16 protein-coding genes and 2 tRNA genes are annotated in these 15,263 nt (G+C 66.9%); 4 read left to right on the forward strand and 14 right to left on the reverse strand.

Annotated features, from left to right (window positions below):
• Positions 1-48: 48 nt before the first annotated feature.
• From ASE14_RS18610 to ASE14_RS18635, 6 genes are read right to left on the reverse strand one after another with little or no spacing between them, the layout of a single operon-like run.
• Positions 49-627, reverse strand: coding sequence for a sugar O-acetyltransferase (locus ASE14_RS18610; protein WP_056658613.1), 579 nt, complete (start codon positions 625-627; stop codon positions 49-51).
• A 28-nt stretch (positions 628-655) separates the two neighbouring features.
• Positions 656-1,915 carry an amidohydrolase gene (locus tag ASE14_RS18615; RefSeq protein ID WP_200953386.1) on the reverse strand — a complete coding sequence of 420 codons (1,260 nt, stop codon included), beginning with the start codon at positions 1,913-1,915 and terminating at the stop codon, positions 656-658.
• A gap of 13 nt (positions 1,916-1,928) precedes the next feature.
• The gene (locus ASE14_RS18620) at positions 1,929-2,699 is read right to left on the reverse strand and encodes a type 1 glutamine amidotransferase (protein WP_082601055.1); all 771 of its coding nucleotides are present in this window, start codon (positions 2,697-2,699) and stop codon (positions 1,929-1,931) included.
• Positions 2,696-3,439, reverse strand: a complete 744-nt coding sequence (locus tag ASE14_RS18625; protein WP_056658621.1) for an amino acid ABC transporter ATP-binding protein — start codon at positions 3,437-3,439, stop codon at positions 2,696-2,698. The genes ASE14_RS18620 and ASE14_RS18625 overlap by 4 nt, the downstream gene beginning before the upstream one ends.
• Before the next feature lie 5 nt (positions 3,440-3,444).
• Entirely contained in the window at positions 3,445-4,548 is a 1,104-nt protein-coding gene (locus ASE14_RS18630) for an amino acid ABC transporter permease (RefSeq protein ID WP_056658624.1), read from the reverse strand.
• Complete coding sequence (locus tag ASE14_RS18635) at positions 4,545-5,420, reverse strand: ABC transporter substrate-binding protein (protein WP_056658625.1); 876 nt, start codon at positions 5,418-5,420, stop codon at positions 4,545-4,547. The genes ASE14_RS18630 and ASE14_RS18635 overlap by 4 nt, the downstream gene beginning before the upstream one ends.
• Before the next feature lie 150 nt (positions 5,421-5,570).
• Between ASE14_RS18635 and ASE14_RS18640 the strand changes: the two genes are divergently transcribed.
• Together ASE14_RS18640 and ASE14_RS18645 are read left to right on the forward strand one after the other, a co-directional pair.
• Positions 5,571-6,560 (forward strand): LacI family DNA-binding transcriptional regulator, encoded by a 990-nt coding sequence (locus tag ASE14_RS18640; protein WP_056658627.1) that lies wholly within the window; start codon positions 5,571-5,573, stop codon positions 6,558-6,560.
• Positions 6,561-6,810: 250 nt separating this feature from the next.
• Complete coding sequence (locus tag ASE14_RS18645) at positions 6,811-8,262, forward strand: aldehyde dehydrogenase (RefSeq protein WP_056658630.1); 1,452 nt, start codon at positions 6,811-6,813, stop codon at positions 8,260-8,262.
• Between the two features lie 43 nt (positions 8,263-8,305).
• Here ASE14_RS18645 and ASE14_RS18650 read toward each other — a convergent pair whose 3' ends face one another.
• From ASE14_RS18650 to ASE14_RS18670, 5 genes are all read right to left on the reverse strand, one after another.
• On the reverse strand, positions 8,306-8,806 hold the full coding sequence (locus ASE14_RS18650; RefSeq protein ID WP_056658631.1) for a universal stress protein: 501 nt from the start codon (positions 8,804-8,806) through the stop codon (positions 8,306-8,308).
• Positions 8,807-8,903: 97 nt separating this feature from the next.
• Positions 8,904-9,893: a thioredoxin-disulfide reductase gene (trxB, locus tag ASE14_RS18655; RefSeq protein ID WP_056658632.1), complete on the reverse strand. Its 990-nt coding sequence runs from the start codon at positions 9,891-9,893 to the stop codon at positions 8,904-8,906.
• A complete protein-coding gene (locus ASE14_RS18660; protein WP_056658633.1) occupies positions 9,890-10,318 on the reverse strand; it encodes an arsenate reductase ArsC in 429 nt (142 codons plus the stop codon). The genes trxB and ASE14_RS18660 overlap by 4 nt, the downstream gene beginning before the upstream one ends.
• A 45-nt stretch (positions 10,319-10,363) precedes the next feature.
• A complete protein-coding gene (locus ASE14_RS18665; protein ID WP_082601056.1) occupies positions 10,364-11,251 on the reverse strand; it encodes a metalloregulator ArsR/SmtB family transcription factor in 888 nt (295 codons plus the stop codon).
• 291 nt (positions 11,252-11,542) lie between these two features.
• A complete protein-coding gene (locus ASE14_RS18670) occupies positions 11,543-12,115 on the reverse strand; it encodes a TetR/AcrR family transcriptional regulator (RefSeq protein ID WP_056658634.1) in 573 nt (190 codons plus the stop codon).
• 87 nt (positions 12,116-12,202) lie between these two features.
• Here ASE14_RS18670 and ASE14_RS18675 point away from each other — a divergent pair, with 87 nt between their 5' ends.
• Positions 12,203-12,937: a siderophore-interacting protein gene (locus tag ASE14_RS18675; RefSeq protein WP_056658636.1), complete on the forward strand. Its 735-nt coding sequence runs from the start codon at positions 12,203-12,205 to the stop codon at positions 12,935-12,937.
• Positions 12,938-13,099: 162 nt separating this feature from the next.
• Positions 13,100-14,308, forward strand: coding sequence for an MFS transporter (locus ASE14_RS18680; protein WP_056658638.1), 1,209 nt, complete (start codon positions 13,100-13,102; stop codon positions 14,306-14,308).
• Positions 14,309-14,513: 205 nt separating this feature from the next.
• Here the strand turns inward: ASE14_RS18680 and ASE14_RS18685 are convergent.
• The 3 genes from ASE14_RS18685 to ASE14_RS18695 form a co-directional block, all read right to left on the reverse strand.
• Positions 14,514-14,590: transfer RNA gene (locus ASE14_RS18685), tRNA-Met, on the reverse strand.
• A 198-nt stretch (positions 14,591-14,788) separates the two neighbouring features.
• Positions 14,789-15,022 (reverse strand): hypothetical protein, encoded by a 234-nt coding sequence (locus ASE14_RS18690; RefSeq protein WP_056658641.1) that lies wholly within the window; start codon positions 15,020-15,022, stop codon positions 14,789-14,791.
• Between the two features lie 141 nt (positions 15,023-15,163).
• Positions 15,164-15,237, reverse strand: a tRNA-Met gene (locus tag ASE14_RS18695).
• Positions 15,238-15,263: the final 26 nt, after the last annotated feature.

A 15,263-nucleotide genomic window follows, 5' to 3' on the forward strand; every position in this document is an offset into this window, starting at 1 on the left:
AACAGGGGGATGAGGTAAGCCTACCCTAAGCCCGATGCGCAGCCGCGTTCACCAGCGTCGACGCACCGTGCCCTTCGGCCCCGCCACCAGGCTCGCGGCCGGTACATCGTCGGCCACGATCGTGCCGGCCGCGACGACGGCATCGCGACCGATGCTCACGCCGGGCAGGATCATCGCGCCCGCACCGATCCACACGTTCTCGGCCACATCGATCGGCGCGCCGCTGAGGAACCGGCGCCGCTCGCCGGGGTCGACGGGGTGGCCGACGGTGATGAACGTGACCTTCGGGCCGATCATCACTCCCTCGCCCAGCCGGATGCCGGCGTAGTCGAGGAACGTGCAGCCCTGGTTGATGAAGACGCGCTCCGCCAGCTCCAGCCGGAGACCGTGGTCGGTGTAGAAGGGCGGATAGATCGTCAGCCTTGCCGGCAGCGGGCGACCCAGGATCTGCTGGAGCAGTGCCACCTTGCCCGCCTCGTCGCCGAACGGGAGGACGTTGAGGCGGGAGGTCAGCTCGGTGACCTCCCGCACTCGCTCGTTCATCGCCGTGAACTCGTCGCCCAGCACACGCTCGCCCCTCGCGAGCAGCTCCGGGTCGTGGATCGTCATGAAGCGGTCGTCGGCCATTCGACGATTGTCGCGCTGCCCACCGACGTCAGGAATGGAGCGCGTGTTCTTCGGATATCGCGTTGTCGCTGAGGAGTCGCTCCCGATGAACTGGATCGCAGCACGCGTCGATGGCGACGGCGGCGAGCAGCAGCGCGCCATCGAGCACTGCACGATCTCCTGCAGGTCCGCGCGCCGCCGCTGCGAACTCCGGCGTATGCAGCACCAGCCCGGCATCGCCGAGACCGACCATCGGATGGATCGATGGGAACACCTGGGAGATGTTCCCCATGTCGGTCGATCCGCCGCGGTGCGCGACTCCGGCCGGGCTCCGCCCGACGAGATGCGCATTCTCGACATAGAGCTCGGTGAGCGGCCGGTCGATGCGCAAGTCGTGATAGCTCAGCTCGTCTTGGGAGATCTCGACCTCGCACCCGGCGGCAAGGGCCCCGGCCCGGATGCAGTCCTCGACGCGGTCGCGCACACGGCGGAGACCCGGGAGGTCGGTGGCGCGGATCATCCAGATCCCTGCGGTGCTTCCGGGGATGATGTTCGGCGCGCCGCCGCCATCGACCACGGTGCCGTGGACCTGCTGGCCGGGCGCGAGCTGTTGCCGCGCGAGACCGATGGCGGTGAGCGCGACGGTCATCGCGTCGAGTGCGTTCACACCCTCGTGCGGAGCGATCGACGCGTGTGCTTCGCGACCGGTGAAGCGCGCCTCGATGACCGCTGAGGCGTAGGGGTTCATGCTGGCTTCGTCGACGGAGCCCGGGTGCACCATCATCGCGAGGTTCGTGCCCGCGAATGCCCCGGCTCGCAGTATGCGGATCTTCCCGCCCTCGTTCTCCTCGGCGGGGGTTCCCAGGAGCCGGATCGTCGCGCCGAGGTCGTCCGCCAGCGGGGCGAGCGAGACGAAGGCGCCCACCGCGGCAGCCGCGATGATGTTGTGTCCGCAGCCGTGCCCGATGCCGGGGAGCGCGTCGTACTCCGCGCAGATGGACACGACGAGCTCACCCGTACCGACCTCGGCGGCGAACGCGGTCGGCATCCCGGCGATACCGGTTTCGATGCCGACATCCGGAACCGTGCTCGCGATCTCGAGAAGCCATCCGGCAGCCCGTACCTCGCGCAGCCCGGTCTCCGGGTGTTCGGAAATGCGATGACTGAGCGCGATGAGGGAGTCGGTCTCGCGTCGCAGAGTCCCGTTCGCGTGTGACTTCAGCTCGGCGGCTCGCGACATCCGGCCCTCGTCGTTCACGACCTCGTTCGGTGGCCCCGCGGATTCCGACGCCCTCATCGTTTCGCTCATCGTCGCACGCCTCCTAGAGGAAGGCGACCCAGCGCTTCAAGAGCGGGATCCAGGTCTCGTCGAGCTCGGGATCGGCCAGCCCGAACGGCGCAGTGACCGCCTCAGCGGTCATCCCGATCCGTGTGAGTTGAGCGTCATCGCCCGTCGCCCAGCTCTTCGCAGTCGTGGCGTCGGCTTCCGGATGGAACTGCACGCCCCACGCCTTCGACCCGACGCGGAACGCCTGGTTCGGGCAGGAGCCGCTGCTCATGAGCGAGACCGAACCCGGCGGCAGCAGCGTGACTTCCTCGAAGTGCCATTGCATCGACCGGGTCTGCTTCGGCAACTCCCCGACCAGCGGGTCGGATGCTCCTGCCGCCGTCGTCTCGATCTCACTGAGTCCGATCTCGGGGCGGATCCTGACCGGTTCGACCGTACCGCCTGCGACGACGGCGAGCAGCTGCCCGCCGAGGCAGATGCCGAGATACGGCAGCTCCCGGTCGAGTGCCTCCTGAATCAGCCCACGGACCCGCGGGAGCCATGGAGCGGTGCCGTCATCGTTCGGTCCCGGCGACCCGCCGAGGACGATGAGGCCCTCCACGTCGCCGAGCGCTTCGGGGACATCGACTCCGATGCCCGGGCCAACCGTGGTGACCGTGACGCCGAGTTCCTCCAACGGGGCGGCGAATCGCCCGATTCCGGCGTTGTCTTCGTGCTGGACGATGACGACACGGCGCATCGTGCTTCCTTCCGTGTGGACCGAGGGCTCGAGGTCGAGTGCCGAGATGACTGCTTCAGTGCTCACAGTCGTCCTGCCTCGACGATGCGGTGGAGGAATTCGCGGGTGCGCTCCTCGCGCGGCGCGGTGAAGATCTGGTCGGGCGGGCCGCTTTCGAGGACGCGGCCCTCATGCAGGAACGCGATGGTGTCGGCGACCTCACGGGCGAAGCTCATCTCGTGGGTCGCCATGACGATCGTGAGGCCCTCAGCAGCGAGATCCTTCACGATGTTGAGCACCTCGGCGACCAGCTCGGGGTCGAGTGCCGACGTGATCTCGTCGAGGAGGATGACGTCGGGGTTCATGGCCACCGCGCGCACGATGGCGACACGCTGCTGCTGGCCGCCCGAGAGCTTGTCGGGGTAGGCGTTCGCCTTGTCGGCCAGCCCCACTCGTGTGAGCAGCTTCATCGCGTAATCGTCGGCCTCGGCCTTCGAGACGCCGAGTACACGGCGCGGCGCAAGGGTGATGTTCTCGAGCGCGGTCATGTGCGGGAAGAGGTTGAAGCTCTGGAAGACGATCCCGATCCGGGTGCGGATGGCGTTCAGGTCGACGCCCTCTCCCGAGATCACGTCGCCGTCGAGGGAGATCTCGCCGCCCTGGATCTCCTCCAGTCCGTTGATCGTGCGCAGCAGGGTCGACTTGCCGCAGCCCGATGCTCCGATCAGGCACACGACCTGGTGCTTCTCGACCTGCAGGGTGATGCCGTTGAGCACCTGGTGATCGCCGTACGACTTGTCGACGTCGGTCAGTTCAAGGAATGCCATGTCGGTCAGCTCCTGGTCTTCGCGCGGGAGTCGCGTTCGATGAGCCGGTCGACGAACCGGGTCTGCGGAATGGTGATGATGATGAAGATGATCGCGACGACGGTCACCGACGACAGATTGAAGTAGTTTCCGGCGTAGATCTTCGCCTGGGTGAACGCCTCGACCGTTCCGATGATCGTGACGAGCGCGGTGTCCTTCTGCAATCCGATGAAGTCGTTCAGCAGAGGCGGCATGACACGGCGAACGGCCTGCGGGACGACCACGAAGCGCATCGTCTTGCCGTAGCTCAGCCCGAGGGAACGAGAGGCCGCGACCTGCGACCAGTGCACGCCTTCGATACCGGACCGGTAGACCTCGGCGACGTACGCGCCGTAGATGAGCGTGAGTGCGAGCACAGCAGACCAGAACGGCCCGAGGTCGCTGAGGAACGGAATCTGCGCGAGCGGGAGACCGAACCCGATCAGGTAGATCACGACGATGGACGGGACCGCTCGGAAGATGTCGATGTACGTCGTCGCGATCCAGCGGATCGGTCGCCCGGCGACGCCGGGAGTGAGCTTCGCCAGCGCGACGAACAGCGCCCAGACGAGGATGAGGACCTCGGCCACGATCGCGATCTGCACGTTCACCCAGAACCCGACCAGGATGTCCTGCAGACTGCGCAGCATGAACGGCACGTCGAAGAACGTCGTCTGCACGGCGTGGTCGTTGGCTGCCAGGAACTGCGCGAAGACGGCGACCGCGATCAGCGGCAGCGTCCAGCCGGCGGCGACCCATCCGGACTGGGTGGCGCGGGACCGCGCGGCTCGCGCGGCGGCGAGATCACCAGCGGCGTCGGCGCGCGCCGCTTCGGTTCGGTAGCGGATGCCGCGCAGGAGCGGCAGCCCGGCGATGACGGCGAGGGCCACGACGAGCCAGAGCGCGATCCCGATCACGACTCGCCAGCCTTCGTCGGCGACGGCAGGCAGCTCGAGCGCGGTCCACACCGTGAATGCGACGGTGAAGAGCCACACCAGGCTGCCGATCAGCATGACCGACCCGGAGGTGTCGCGACGCTGCGCCAGCGGGCTGCTCACGCGCACCGGACGGGTGGCGGTGCCGAGACTCACCGGACGTTCCAGACTGGAACGGTGGTGGGGTCGATTCCGTACGCGGCGCCGAGGTACTTGGACTCAAGCTCCGCGAGGGTGCCGTCCTCCCTCATCTGGGCGAGGATCTCGTTGACGACTGCAGTGTTCGGCGAGGCCTTCGGCAGCAGCACACCCATCTTGGTGCCCGTCTGGACCTGGGCGACAGCGAGGAGCTTGCCGCCCGAGGCGTTCACGGCCCCCAGCGCGACGGAGAGGTCCTGGATCGCGGCATCGATCTGACCTGCGGCGACCGCGGCATCGAGCTCGTTGTCACCGGGGTACACCGCGATCTGCTGCGTGGGCTTCATCGTCTCGGTGACGAAGAGCTGCTGCGTGGTGCCCTGCTTCACGCCGAGTTTCGCATCGAGCAGGTCGTCCTCGGTGAGTTCGGAACCGCTCTTGGTCACCACGGCCGTGTTCGCGTCGTGATACGCGTCGGAGAAGTCGAAGATCTTCGCCCGCTCCTCGGTGATGCCGATCTGATTGAGCGTGAGGTCCATCTCGCCGCCCTTGCCGGCGATCAGCGCATCGAATGACGCGTTCTGCAGGATGATCGTGTCGATGCCGGAGCGGTACGCGATGTTCGCGAGGATGCAGTAGTCGACGCCCGAGTCGATCTCGTCGACGGTGTCGCCGTTGTACCAGCCGGGGCTGGGCAGATCCGCACGCACCAGGAGCTCACCGGGCGTGACCGTGTCGAGGGTGAACTCGCCCTTCTCGCCGGCCAGCGGGCATTCGCCGTACGGCTTCTTCGCGTCGGCTGCGTCACCGGAGCCCGTTGCACTGCACCCGGACAGGGCGAGCGAGGCGGCGACAGCGAGGACGATCCCGGTCAGGAGCTGCTTCTTCATCGAAGTCCTTCAATCTCGTGGAGATAAACCGGTTCAAACCCATCAGATTGACGAGTGGAATAAACCGGTTTACTTTTGGTGTGGTTAGTATCATCCCTGACGCGCACGGTGTCAAACCCGACGCCGGCCCGCCACCCGGGAAAGGTGACAATGAAGCCGCAGAAGGTCGCGATCCGCGACGTCGCCGAGGCTGCCGGTGTTTCGACCGCCACGGTGTCCCTGGTCTACAACGACAAGGGCAAGATCGCCGCAGGGACCCGGCGCAAAGTACTCGAGGCGGGCGACCGGCTGGGCTATCAGCCGGGCTGGATCAGCAAGGTGTTCCGCTCCGGTCGAACCCACGTGATCGGGGTCGCGGTCAGGCACGGCGAGAGCCTCATCTGGGAGCAGACCTACCTTCCCTACTACCGGGGGATCATCGCGGGTGCCGCGATGGAAGCCCTCGAACACGGCTACTCGATCGCTGCTGTCCGGACCGACGAGTCCGGGCGGCTGAACGAGCCGATTCCGCTCGACGGGCTCATCGTGGTCGACCCCGCTCCGTCCGACCTGATCATCCGACACGCGCTGGAGCAGGGTCGTGCCGTCGTCGCTGACGGCGGCTACAGCGACGCGGATCCGAGCGCACGACTCAGGTCCGTCAGGTCCGCCTTGGAGGAGGGCATTCCGTCAGCGCTCGATGCGCTGGCCGGACACGGCTCGACTCGGCCGGCGTTCTTCCGCGGAGGCGCCGACGACGAGTACACGATCAGCTCGCAGCGCGCCTACGAGACGTGGTGCTCGGAGCGCGGCATCGCTTCGAACGTGTACCTCCTCGGGAGCGATCAGTCCCCCATCGAGGGCGCCCGGGAGCTGCTGTCCGGCTCGCACGGCGCGGTCGACGGCGTGCACTGCCTCAACGCGACCTACTCGAGCGCGATCACCGAAGCCGCGGCGGAGGCCGGCCTCGTCGTGCCGAAGGACCTCGCCGTCTCCGTCGTCGGTGAAGCCAGCGCCGCACTCGATCCGCGCCTGGTGTACTTGGACCTGGATCCCATCGAGATGGGCGCCCGGTGCGCACGTACCCTCATCGAGCTCCTCGAGGGGGGTTCGCCCGACGATGTCGTGCTTCCGATGGCACTCACTCAGCCGAAGAGCTGAGAGCTGAGAGCTCGGCGGGGATTCGCGCTCGCTGCCAGAGAGCACGGCGAACCCGGCAGGGGCAGGATCGGCATATGTTCGGGCAACCACGGCCGACGGGACGTGGTCCACCCCGATCGAGAATCGCCGCTATGGTCACTGAGGCGGTGCACCTCGGTGCACGCCTCGTCCCGTCCGTCTGGACGAGCCGCCTGCCCGTCGAAGCATCACGGGTGGGGGCATCCGAGCCTGAACCGGTGGAGGCAACACGATGACCGCATTCCCGACATCCGAGATTCCGGGCACCGCCCGCGCGGTCAGCCCCATCGACGGCCGCCTGCTCGCCGACGTGCCGACCGCATCGATCCATGACGTCGACACTGCCGTCGCGACGGCGCGAACCGCCTTCGAGCACTGGTCGGAACAGACTCCGTTCGAACGCTCGACCGTCCTGCAGGAATGCGCGGCCCGGATCCGGAGCGTCGCCGGCGAAGTGGCACGGCTCCTGACGCTCGAGAGCGGCAAGCCGCTTCCCGAAGCCGAGTTCGAGGTCGCAGCGGCGGCGGAGGTGTTCGACTACTACGCCGGGCTCGCCCGAACACGCGGCGGGCGACTCGCCCCGCAGATGAGCCGGACCTCGACGAGCATCGTGATCAAGGAACCGATCGGCGTCGTCGGCGCGATCCTCCCCTGGAACTACCCGCTCCTGCTCTGGTCGTGGAAGGCGGCACCGGCGCTCGCGGCTGGAAACGCGGTCATCAGCAAGCCCTCCCCCGAGACGATGCTGTCGCTGCCGCTCCTGGTCGAATCGCTCGATCTGCCGGCCGGCGTGCACCAGATCCTGCAGGGCGGCGCCGACATCGGCGAAGCGCTCGTGCGCCACCGCGGCGTCGACAAGATCGCGTTCACCGGGAGCTCGGCCGTCGGCAAGAAGATCATGGCGCTCTGCGCCCAGGACGCCAGACGTTGCTCGGTCGAGATGTCGGGCCACGACGCCATGATCGTCTGGGACGACGTCGACCTCGACCTCGCCGTCGAAGCCGCACTGTTCGCGAAGTTCGCCAACAACGGTCAGGTCTGCACCGCGTCCGAGCGGTTCTTCGTGCGCGACACGATCATCGACGAGTTCACGGAGCGCTTCGCTGCGCGCATGGCCCAGCTCGTCATCGGAGATCCACTCGATCCCCGCACCGATGTCGGCCCGTTGGTCGGCGAAGCCCACCGTCAGCGCGTCGTCGACTACTGCCGCCGCGCCCGTGAGGCGGGCGGGGAGATCCTCGTCGGCGGCGCGTCGATCGATGGCCCGGGTGCGTTCTTCGAGCCGACGCTCATCCGCGGGCTCAGCCATGAGGCGATCAACGACCTCGGCGAGATCTTCGGTCCTGTGGCCCCGGTCACTCCCATCAGCACCTTCGAAGAGGGCATCGCGTTCGCCAACGACAACCGGTTCGGCTTGAGCTGCAACGTGCTCGTCGGCGACCTCGGATTGGCGATGAAGGCCTCGTGGGCGCTGAAGGTCGGCACCGTCTGGATCAACAATCCGCTCCCCGACAACTACGCCGCCCCGTTCGGCGGCTTCCGCGAGGCCGGAATCGGGCGCGAACTCGGCGAGGAAGGCCTCGATGCCTACACCGAGAGCAAGCACGTGTGGATCGAGCACGGCCTGACCGAGCAGCCGCACTGGTTCAGCGCCAGGCGCGCTCCGAACGAGATCGCCCACTGAGTCACCGCCGCCGATCCGAGTCGACACGTGGCCCGACCTCGCGTCACTCGGGCGGCGGTGCCTCTTGAATCATCGGAACGAGCAGTACCGGGCGGTCCTGCCCCATCGCGAGCGCCTTCGCCAGTGAGCCGGTGAAGAACTCCTCGACGCGATGGAGGGCCCCGTGCCGCCTCGTGCCGACGATGAGCATCCGCGAGCCGACATCCGCCGCCAGTCGAGACAATGCGCTTGCCGGATCTCCTGCGAGCACTCGGAAGGACCACTGAACGCGGCTCTCGGCGAGTGCCGCGGTGAGCATGTCGCTGATCGCGGCCGCGACGGCCGACATCTCCTCGTCGATCTCGGGATCGAGCGAGTCGCGCGTGCGCGGTTCCGTGTACTCGAGTTCGACGAGGGCGCTGTTGAGCTCGACATAGGCGAAGATGACCGCGCAGTCCATCGAACCCGCTGTGCGTTCGGCCGTCTCGATGAGCCGGGATGGGAGACCGGGCTTGATGCCCACCACGATCGGGCCGTCTTCGAGATGCGTTGCCGATTCCGACATTTGCTTCCGCCAGTTCTCCGATGAGCAGCATGGACGCCTTCGCGTCAGTCAAACACGACCGCCGACCCGTGCACCAGTGGCACTGGTGCCGGCATCGCTACATCGGCGTCTCCAGGATGATGGCCGCCTGCTCTTCCACCGGGTCGGCGAGGCCGTGCGCCGCCAGGTAGTGCTCGGCGTCGAGTGCTGCCGCGCATCCGGTGCCGGCCGCCGTGATGGCCTGACGGTAGCGCTTGTCGACGAGGTCGCCGCAGGCGAAGACGCCCTCGAGGTTCGTATGGGTCGACGGATGCTGCACCCTCACGTAGCCGTCGTCGTCGAGTTCGACCTGGCCCGCGACGAGCTCGCTGCGCGGGTCGTGGCCGATCGCGATGAACAGGCCGGTCGCGTCGAGCGCGGCATCCTCACCGGTCGTAGTGTCTCGCAGCCGGAGGCGCTCGAGCCCGTCGTCGCCCTCGGCGGCGACGACTTCGGCGTTCCAGTACGGGCGGATTTTCGGGTTCGCCAGTGCGCGCTCCTGCATGATGCGCGAGGCGCGCAGCGAATCACGGCGGTGCACGAGGGTGACGGAGTCGGCGAAGCGAGTGAGGAACATCGCCTCTTCGAGTGCCGAGTCGCCGCCGCCGACGACCGCGATGTCCTTGCCTCTGAAGAAGAAGCCGTCGCACGTTGCGCACCAGGAGACGCCGCGACCGGTCAGTCGCTCCTCGCCCTCGACGCCGAGCTTGCGGTAGGCGGAGCCCATCGCGAGCACCACGGCGTGCGCCTGATACTCGACGCCGTTGATCGTGCGGATGGTCTTGACCTCGCCGGTGAGTTCGACGTCGGTAGCGTCGTCGTAGACGATGCGGGCGCCGAAACGTTCGGCCTGATCCCGCATCTGCTCCATCAGGTCGGGCCCCATGATGCCCTCGGCGAAGCCCGGGTAGTTCTCGACCTCGGTCGTCGTGGCGAGCGCGCCGCCCGCCTCGACCGAGCTCGCCAGCACGACCGGCGCGAGACCAGCACGGGCGAGGTAGACCGCGGCCGTGTAACCCGAGGGACCTGAGCCGATGACGACGACGTTCTCGATGGCCTGGTCACTCATTGCAGTGTCCTTCCAGTGTCGACCGGAACGATCTCGGCGAGGAGCGCCTCGACGCGGTTGCGGATGTCGTCGCGGACGCGGCGCACGGTCTCGATGTCCTTGCCCGCCGGGTCCTCCAGCTCCCAGTCCTCGTAGCGCTTGCCGGGGAAGATCGGGCAGGCATCGCCGCAGCCCATCGTGATCACCACGTCCGACTCCTTGACGGCATCGACGGTGAGGATCTTCGGGGTGTTGCCGGTGATGTCGATGCCGTCCTCGGCCATCGCCTGGATGGCGACCGGGTTGATCTGGTCCTTCGGCTCCGACCCTGCGGATCGAACCTCGACACCGTCGCCGCCGAGGGCGCGAAGGTACCCCGCGGCCATCTGGGAACGGCCGGCGTTGTGGACGCACACGAACAGGACGGAGGGCTTCTCAGTGCTCATCCTCAAATGATAGACGTGTATCTATCATTTGGCTACCCGTCGATCTCAGAGGGTGGTGAGCAGCTCGCGGATGCGGCGCTCGATGTCGTCGCGGATCTCACGCACCTCGGCGAGGGGCTTCCCCACCGGGTCGGGGAGATCCCAGTCGAGGTATCGCCGTCCGGGGTAGATCGGACACGCGTCGCCGCAGCCCATCGTGATGACGACGTCGGCCGCGCGGACGACCTCGTCGGTCAACGGCTTGGGATACTCGCCGGCGAGCGGCACACCGATCTCGTCGAGGGCGGTCAGGACGGAGCTGCGCACTTCGCCGGCCGGATCCGAGCCCGCGGTCCGAACGCGAACCCGGTCGCCGGCGAGGTGCCGGAGGATCGCCGAGGCCATCTGCGACCGACCGGCGTTCTGCACGCAGACGAACAGCACCTCCGGCACGGAATTGCCCGGCGAGGTGTCATGACGGGCGAGGGCGTCGAGGCGATCCGCTGCGAACTGCGCTGCGAGCGACGGAACGCGCTGACCGGGCGTCGGTCGGGCCGCAAGGAGCTCGTAGCTCTCACGGACGTACCGTTCGACCGTCTCCGCGCTGAACACGCCCTCGAATCGTGCACTGAGATCCTGCACGACTCGGTCGAGGATCGGATCGACGGCGACCCCGGCCTCAGGTCGACCGAGCATCTCGGCGATTCGATCCGCATGGGCCGGCGCCAGCGAGTACCAGGTCCGGCGTCCATCGGGCTCGCGTTGCAGCAGGCCCTCGTCGAGGAGCGCTTTCACATGGTGGCTCACGGTCGGCTGCCGCAGGCCGAGTTCCTCGGCGAGACGCCCGACGAGCACGCGTCCGTCAGGCGAGCCCAGAATGCTCCGGAGGATGTGGGCGCGCGTCGGGTCGGCCACGAGCCGAAGCTCTCGCGCGGCCTCCGAAACATCACTCATAGACGAGAGTCTATGACACGCGGTCGCATCTCCGTCGATGAGCGTCGATCCCGACCGTGATGCCGTGCTTCCCGGTTGCGGCAACCGCGAGAAGGCTCGTAGGTTCTGAGCATCAGGCCCTGCGCGTGCTGGGCGGTTGACGGTGATGCATGCCCTTCGGGCGCGATGCCGAGCTTGAGCCGGTGCAGACCGCACCACGCGCTCCGAGACGCCGGGGCCGACAGCACCCGGACTGAGGGGCCCATCGCTGACTGACACGAGCCACCAGGGCGCAAGCCCCTCCTCCAGCTCTCAACGACTCAGAAAGCGCCGAGCCATCTCCTGCAGTTCGTCGGGTCTTCCACGCCAGTCTTCAATCAGAATGCGAGAGACGATGGGGCCGACCAGTTCGGCCGTCAACGCGCCGAGATCTGACTCGTCCTTGAGCGCGCCACGACCTCTTGCGCTCTGAATCACCGCGCGCGCAGCGTCTCCGAGCACGTCCGTTCCCCGCAACAGCTCCGCAACCTTGCGATCATGCTGGGCCTCGCCGAGGAGCGCGCGGTAGGCGAGCCCGGCGTCGGAATCCGTGAGAAAGGTCGAGAGCGCGGTGAGAAAGCCTGCGATCTCGGCCTCAGCGTCAGGGCCCTGCGGCACGGTCAGTTCGCGGGCCGCGTCAGTCGCGCTCGCCTCCAGCAGAATCTCGGCCTTCGACGACCACCAGCGATAGACGGTCTGGCGCCCGACCTTCGCCCGGTTGGCGATGCCCTTCATCGTCATCGCCGCGTAGCCCTCATCCACGAGCATGTCATCGACGGCGCGGAGCACAGCCGCGCGCGCGTCCTCACTGCGCGGCCGACCGGGCGGTCGCGAGTTGTCAGCCATGATCCGACAATAGCAGTTTCGGTGCTTGCTGTCCCGAAATAGAGTCGGTAGCATTACTGGACACCGTGACTCGAAATAAGGATTCCCATGAACACCTCTGCAACAGCCGCGCCGCGCTCAGGACGCAGCGTCACCGTCTCGCGCGACGTCGTGGTCACAGCCCGAGAGCAGGTGAGCGAACGGATGCTGCGACTCACGCTCGGCGGCGATGACCTCGCACCCGCAGTGCACGACTCCCCCGGGTCGTGGGTCAAACTCTTCGTGCCCAGCACGGACGGTCACGGCGAGCACGGAAGGGCCTACACGGTGCGCGGGTTCAACCCGATCCGCGACGAGATCGATGTGGACGTCTTTCTGCACGGCGGCGGCACCATGCCACGATGGGCCGGCGCATGCCGCATCGGCGACCTCGCGCGCATCGGCGGCCCGCGCCCCAGCGGAGCCCCCACCCGAACGGCCACTTCCTTGCTCCTGCTCGGAGACGAGACCTCGCTCCCGGCGATCTCGGCGATCTTGGAACGCGAACACAGCGCTCGCCCGATCCAGGCATTCATCGAGACGGGTGCACGGGGCGACCGACAAGAACTCGATGTGCCCGCGCACACCACGCTCACCTGGCTGCACCGATCACGCGCAGACGCACCGGGTTCACTCCTGGCAGCGGCCGCGTCTCGCACGCGATTCGGCCCCGGCACAGGGGTGTGGTTCGCGGCCGAAGCCGCCTCGGCGAAGCAGTTTCGCCGAACGACGCGGGAGCGAGAGGTCGCGGGGCTGCACGTACAGGGCTACTGGCGCAGCGGGATCGGCGACTACCGCGAGTGAATCGCGTCGCCGCCGCGCGCGGTCGCCCCAAGCGGAGCGATCCCCCAAGACGACCATTCCGGCGATTTTCTCAACCAAGCTCCTCACACCAACTGAAACGACATGTGGAGACGTGCATTCACATTTCGAGACAACATGACTCATTATTAAGGAACATCAGCCATGGCTTCTGCAGCCCTTGAACCTGCGCGCGCCCGGTCACGGCGCGCAATCACCGTGACCGCGTTCGCCTTCCTCGTCACGATGATGGGAACGACGATTCCCACCCCGCTCTACTCCATCTACTCGGCCGAGCTCTCGTTCTCGCCGCTCACTGTGACCGTGCTCTTCGCGGTCTACGCCATCGGGGTCGTCGGGGCGCTCTCGCTCTTCGGACGACTCTCCGACGACCTCGGGCGGCGCCCCGTGCTCATGCTCGCCGTCGGGCTCGCCCTGCTCAGCGCGATTCTCTTCTTGCTGCCGCCCTCGCTCATGCTGCTCATCGTGGCCCGTGTTGTATCGGGCCTCGGTGCGGGATTCATGAGTGGCGCAGGCACCGCCGCCGTCATCGACCTCTTTGCGCCCGAGAAGAGGGCAACCGCCGCCACGCTCGCTGTGGCAGCCAACACCGGCGGGCTCGCGCTCGGCACGCTCATCGCCGGCATCCTCGCCTCTGCGGCACCGCTGCCTTTGACGATTCCGTTCGCGGCCCACCTCGCTCTCTGCGTCATGGCCTTCCTCGGCCTCGCACTCTGGGCACCTGCGCCGACGGGTCGCGTTCGCCTACGCATCCGGCCCCACCGCCTGCGCGTTCCCGCATCGATCCGTGGCGCGTTCGCACGCGCTGTGCTCGCTGCCGGAACCGGCTTTGCCATCACTGGTGTGCTCACCGCTGTAACGGCGATGTTCTTGTCCAGAGACCTGCACCTCGACAGTCACGCGCTCGCAGGCTTCGTGGTGTTCCTCGCCTTCGCCGGTATGGCGACCGGTCAGCTCATCGCCCGAGGGATGCGCCCCCGCATTGCTCTGCCAGTCGGATGTGCGGGGCTCATCGTTGCATCTGTTGCGCTCGCGGTGGCGCTCGCCGGTTCGGCGCTGGCCCCTCTGATCGTCGCCGCGGCCGTGTTGGGCGTCTCTGGCGGCTTGTGCTTGAACGCGGGAATCGCAACCACAGTCGAACAGGTGCCGCCCGCTGTCCGCGGCGAAGTGTCGTCCTCGTTCTTCGCTGGCATCTACCTGATGCTCGCCGTACCGGCCATTGGCGTCGGCCTCCTTGCGAGCGTCATCGGTCTCCGCCAGGCGGGCCTTGTCTTCACCGCCGCCGTCGCGCTCCTCGCGGCTGTCGTCGGAATCGTCGAGCTTGCCAGCGCGCGCAAGAGCGCCTCGCGCTAGAACGGGCACTCCTGCGAGACAGCGCCCGTGATCGGGTAGCCAGCGCCAAGATGGGCGCGCGCGGCTCCGACCGTCCCTGTCGAGCGCGCCCCATGAGGTCGCCGGGGCCGGACACATGACTCCTGCGGGAAAGCAAGCGCGGTGCGTGGCACGTCAACGCAGAAATCCCGGCCTCTTTCGAGACCGGGATTCCTTCGGTATTGGTTGGTTGCGGGGGCAGGATTTGAACCTACGACCTCTGGGTTATGAGCCCAGCGAGCTACCGAACTGCTCCACCCCGCGGCACCGACTTCATTTCGGGAGTCAACCCTCGAACCATAGTCAGATCGTGTTTTCTTGATCGGGCTATTTGCGATGGTCCAATCAGTTTACGCCACGGTTCGAGTCAGCTCGACCAACCGTGCACCGAATCGAGACGGGTCGCGCCGGGTGCATCTCGTGGAATCGCCCGTCGGCGTCACACGGGTTCATCGAGAAGGGTCAGGACTCGAGTTTCGCGTTGAGTACGAGCAACGATCGGGACAGCTCGTGATCTTTGACGCTGCCTTGGGTGAGCCCTTCCGTGAACCGTCGTTGGAAGATGATGAACAGGGCGCAGATCGGCAGGATCGCGAGAACGGCGACAGCGCTGGTCATGGACCAGTCCTGCCCGAAGCTCTCAGAGAATCGATAGAGACTCGTCGTGATCGGTAGCTTGTCGGCATCTTGCAGCATGACGAACGCGATCTGGAACTCACCCCAGACTGCGACTGCGACGACGAGGCCGACGGTGAGGAATCCGGTCCCCGCGTTAACGCAGAAATCCCGACCTCTTTCGAGACCGGGATTTCTTCGAGTGTTCGAATGAACACAGCGTTGCGGGGGCAGGATTTGAACCTACGACCTCTGGGTTATGAGCCCAGCGAGCTACCGAACTGCTCCACCCCGCGGCACAAGAAGAAACACTATCACGAGA

The sequence above is a fragment of the Agromyces sp. Root81 genome, assembly GCF_001429165.1.
In the GTDB taxonomy this organism is placed as follows: Bacteria; Actinomycetota; Actinomycetes; order Actinomycetales; family Microbacteriaceae; genus Agromyces.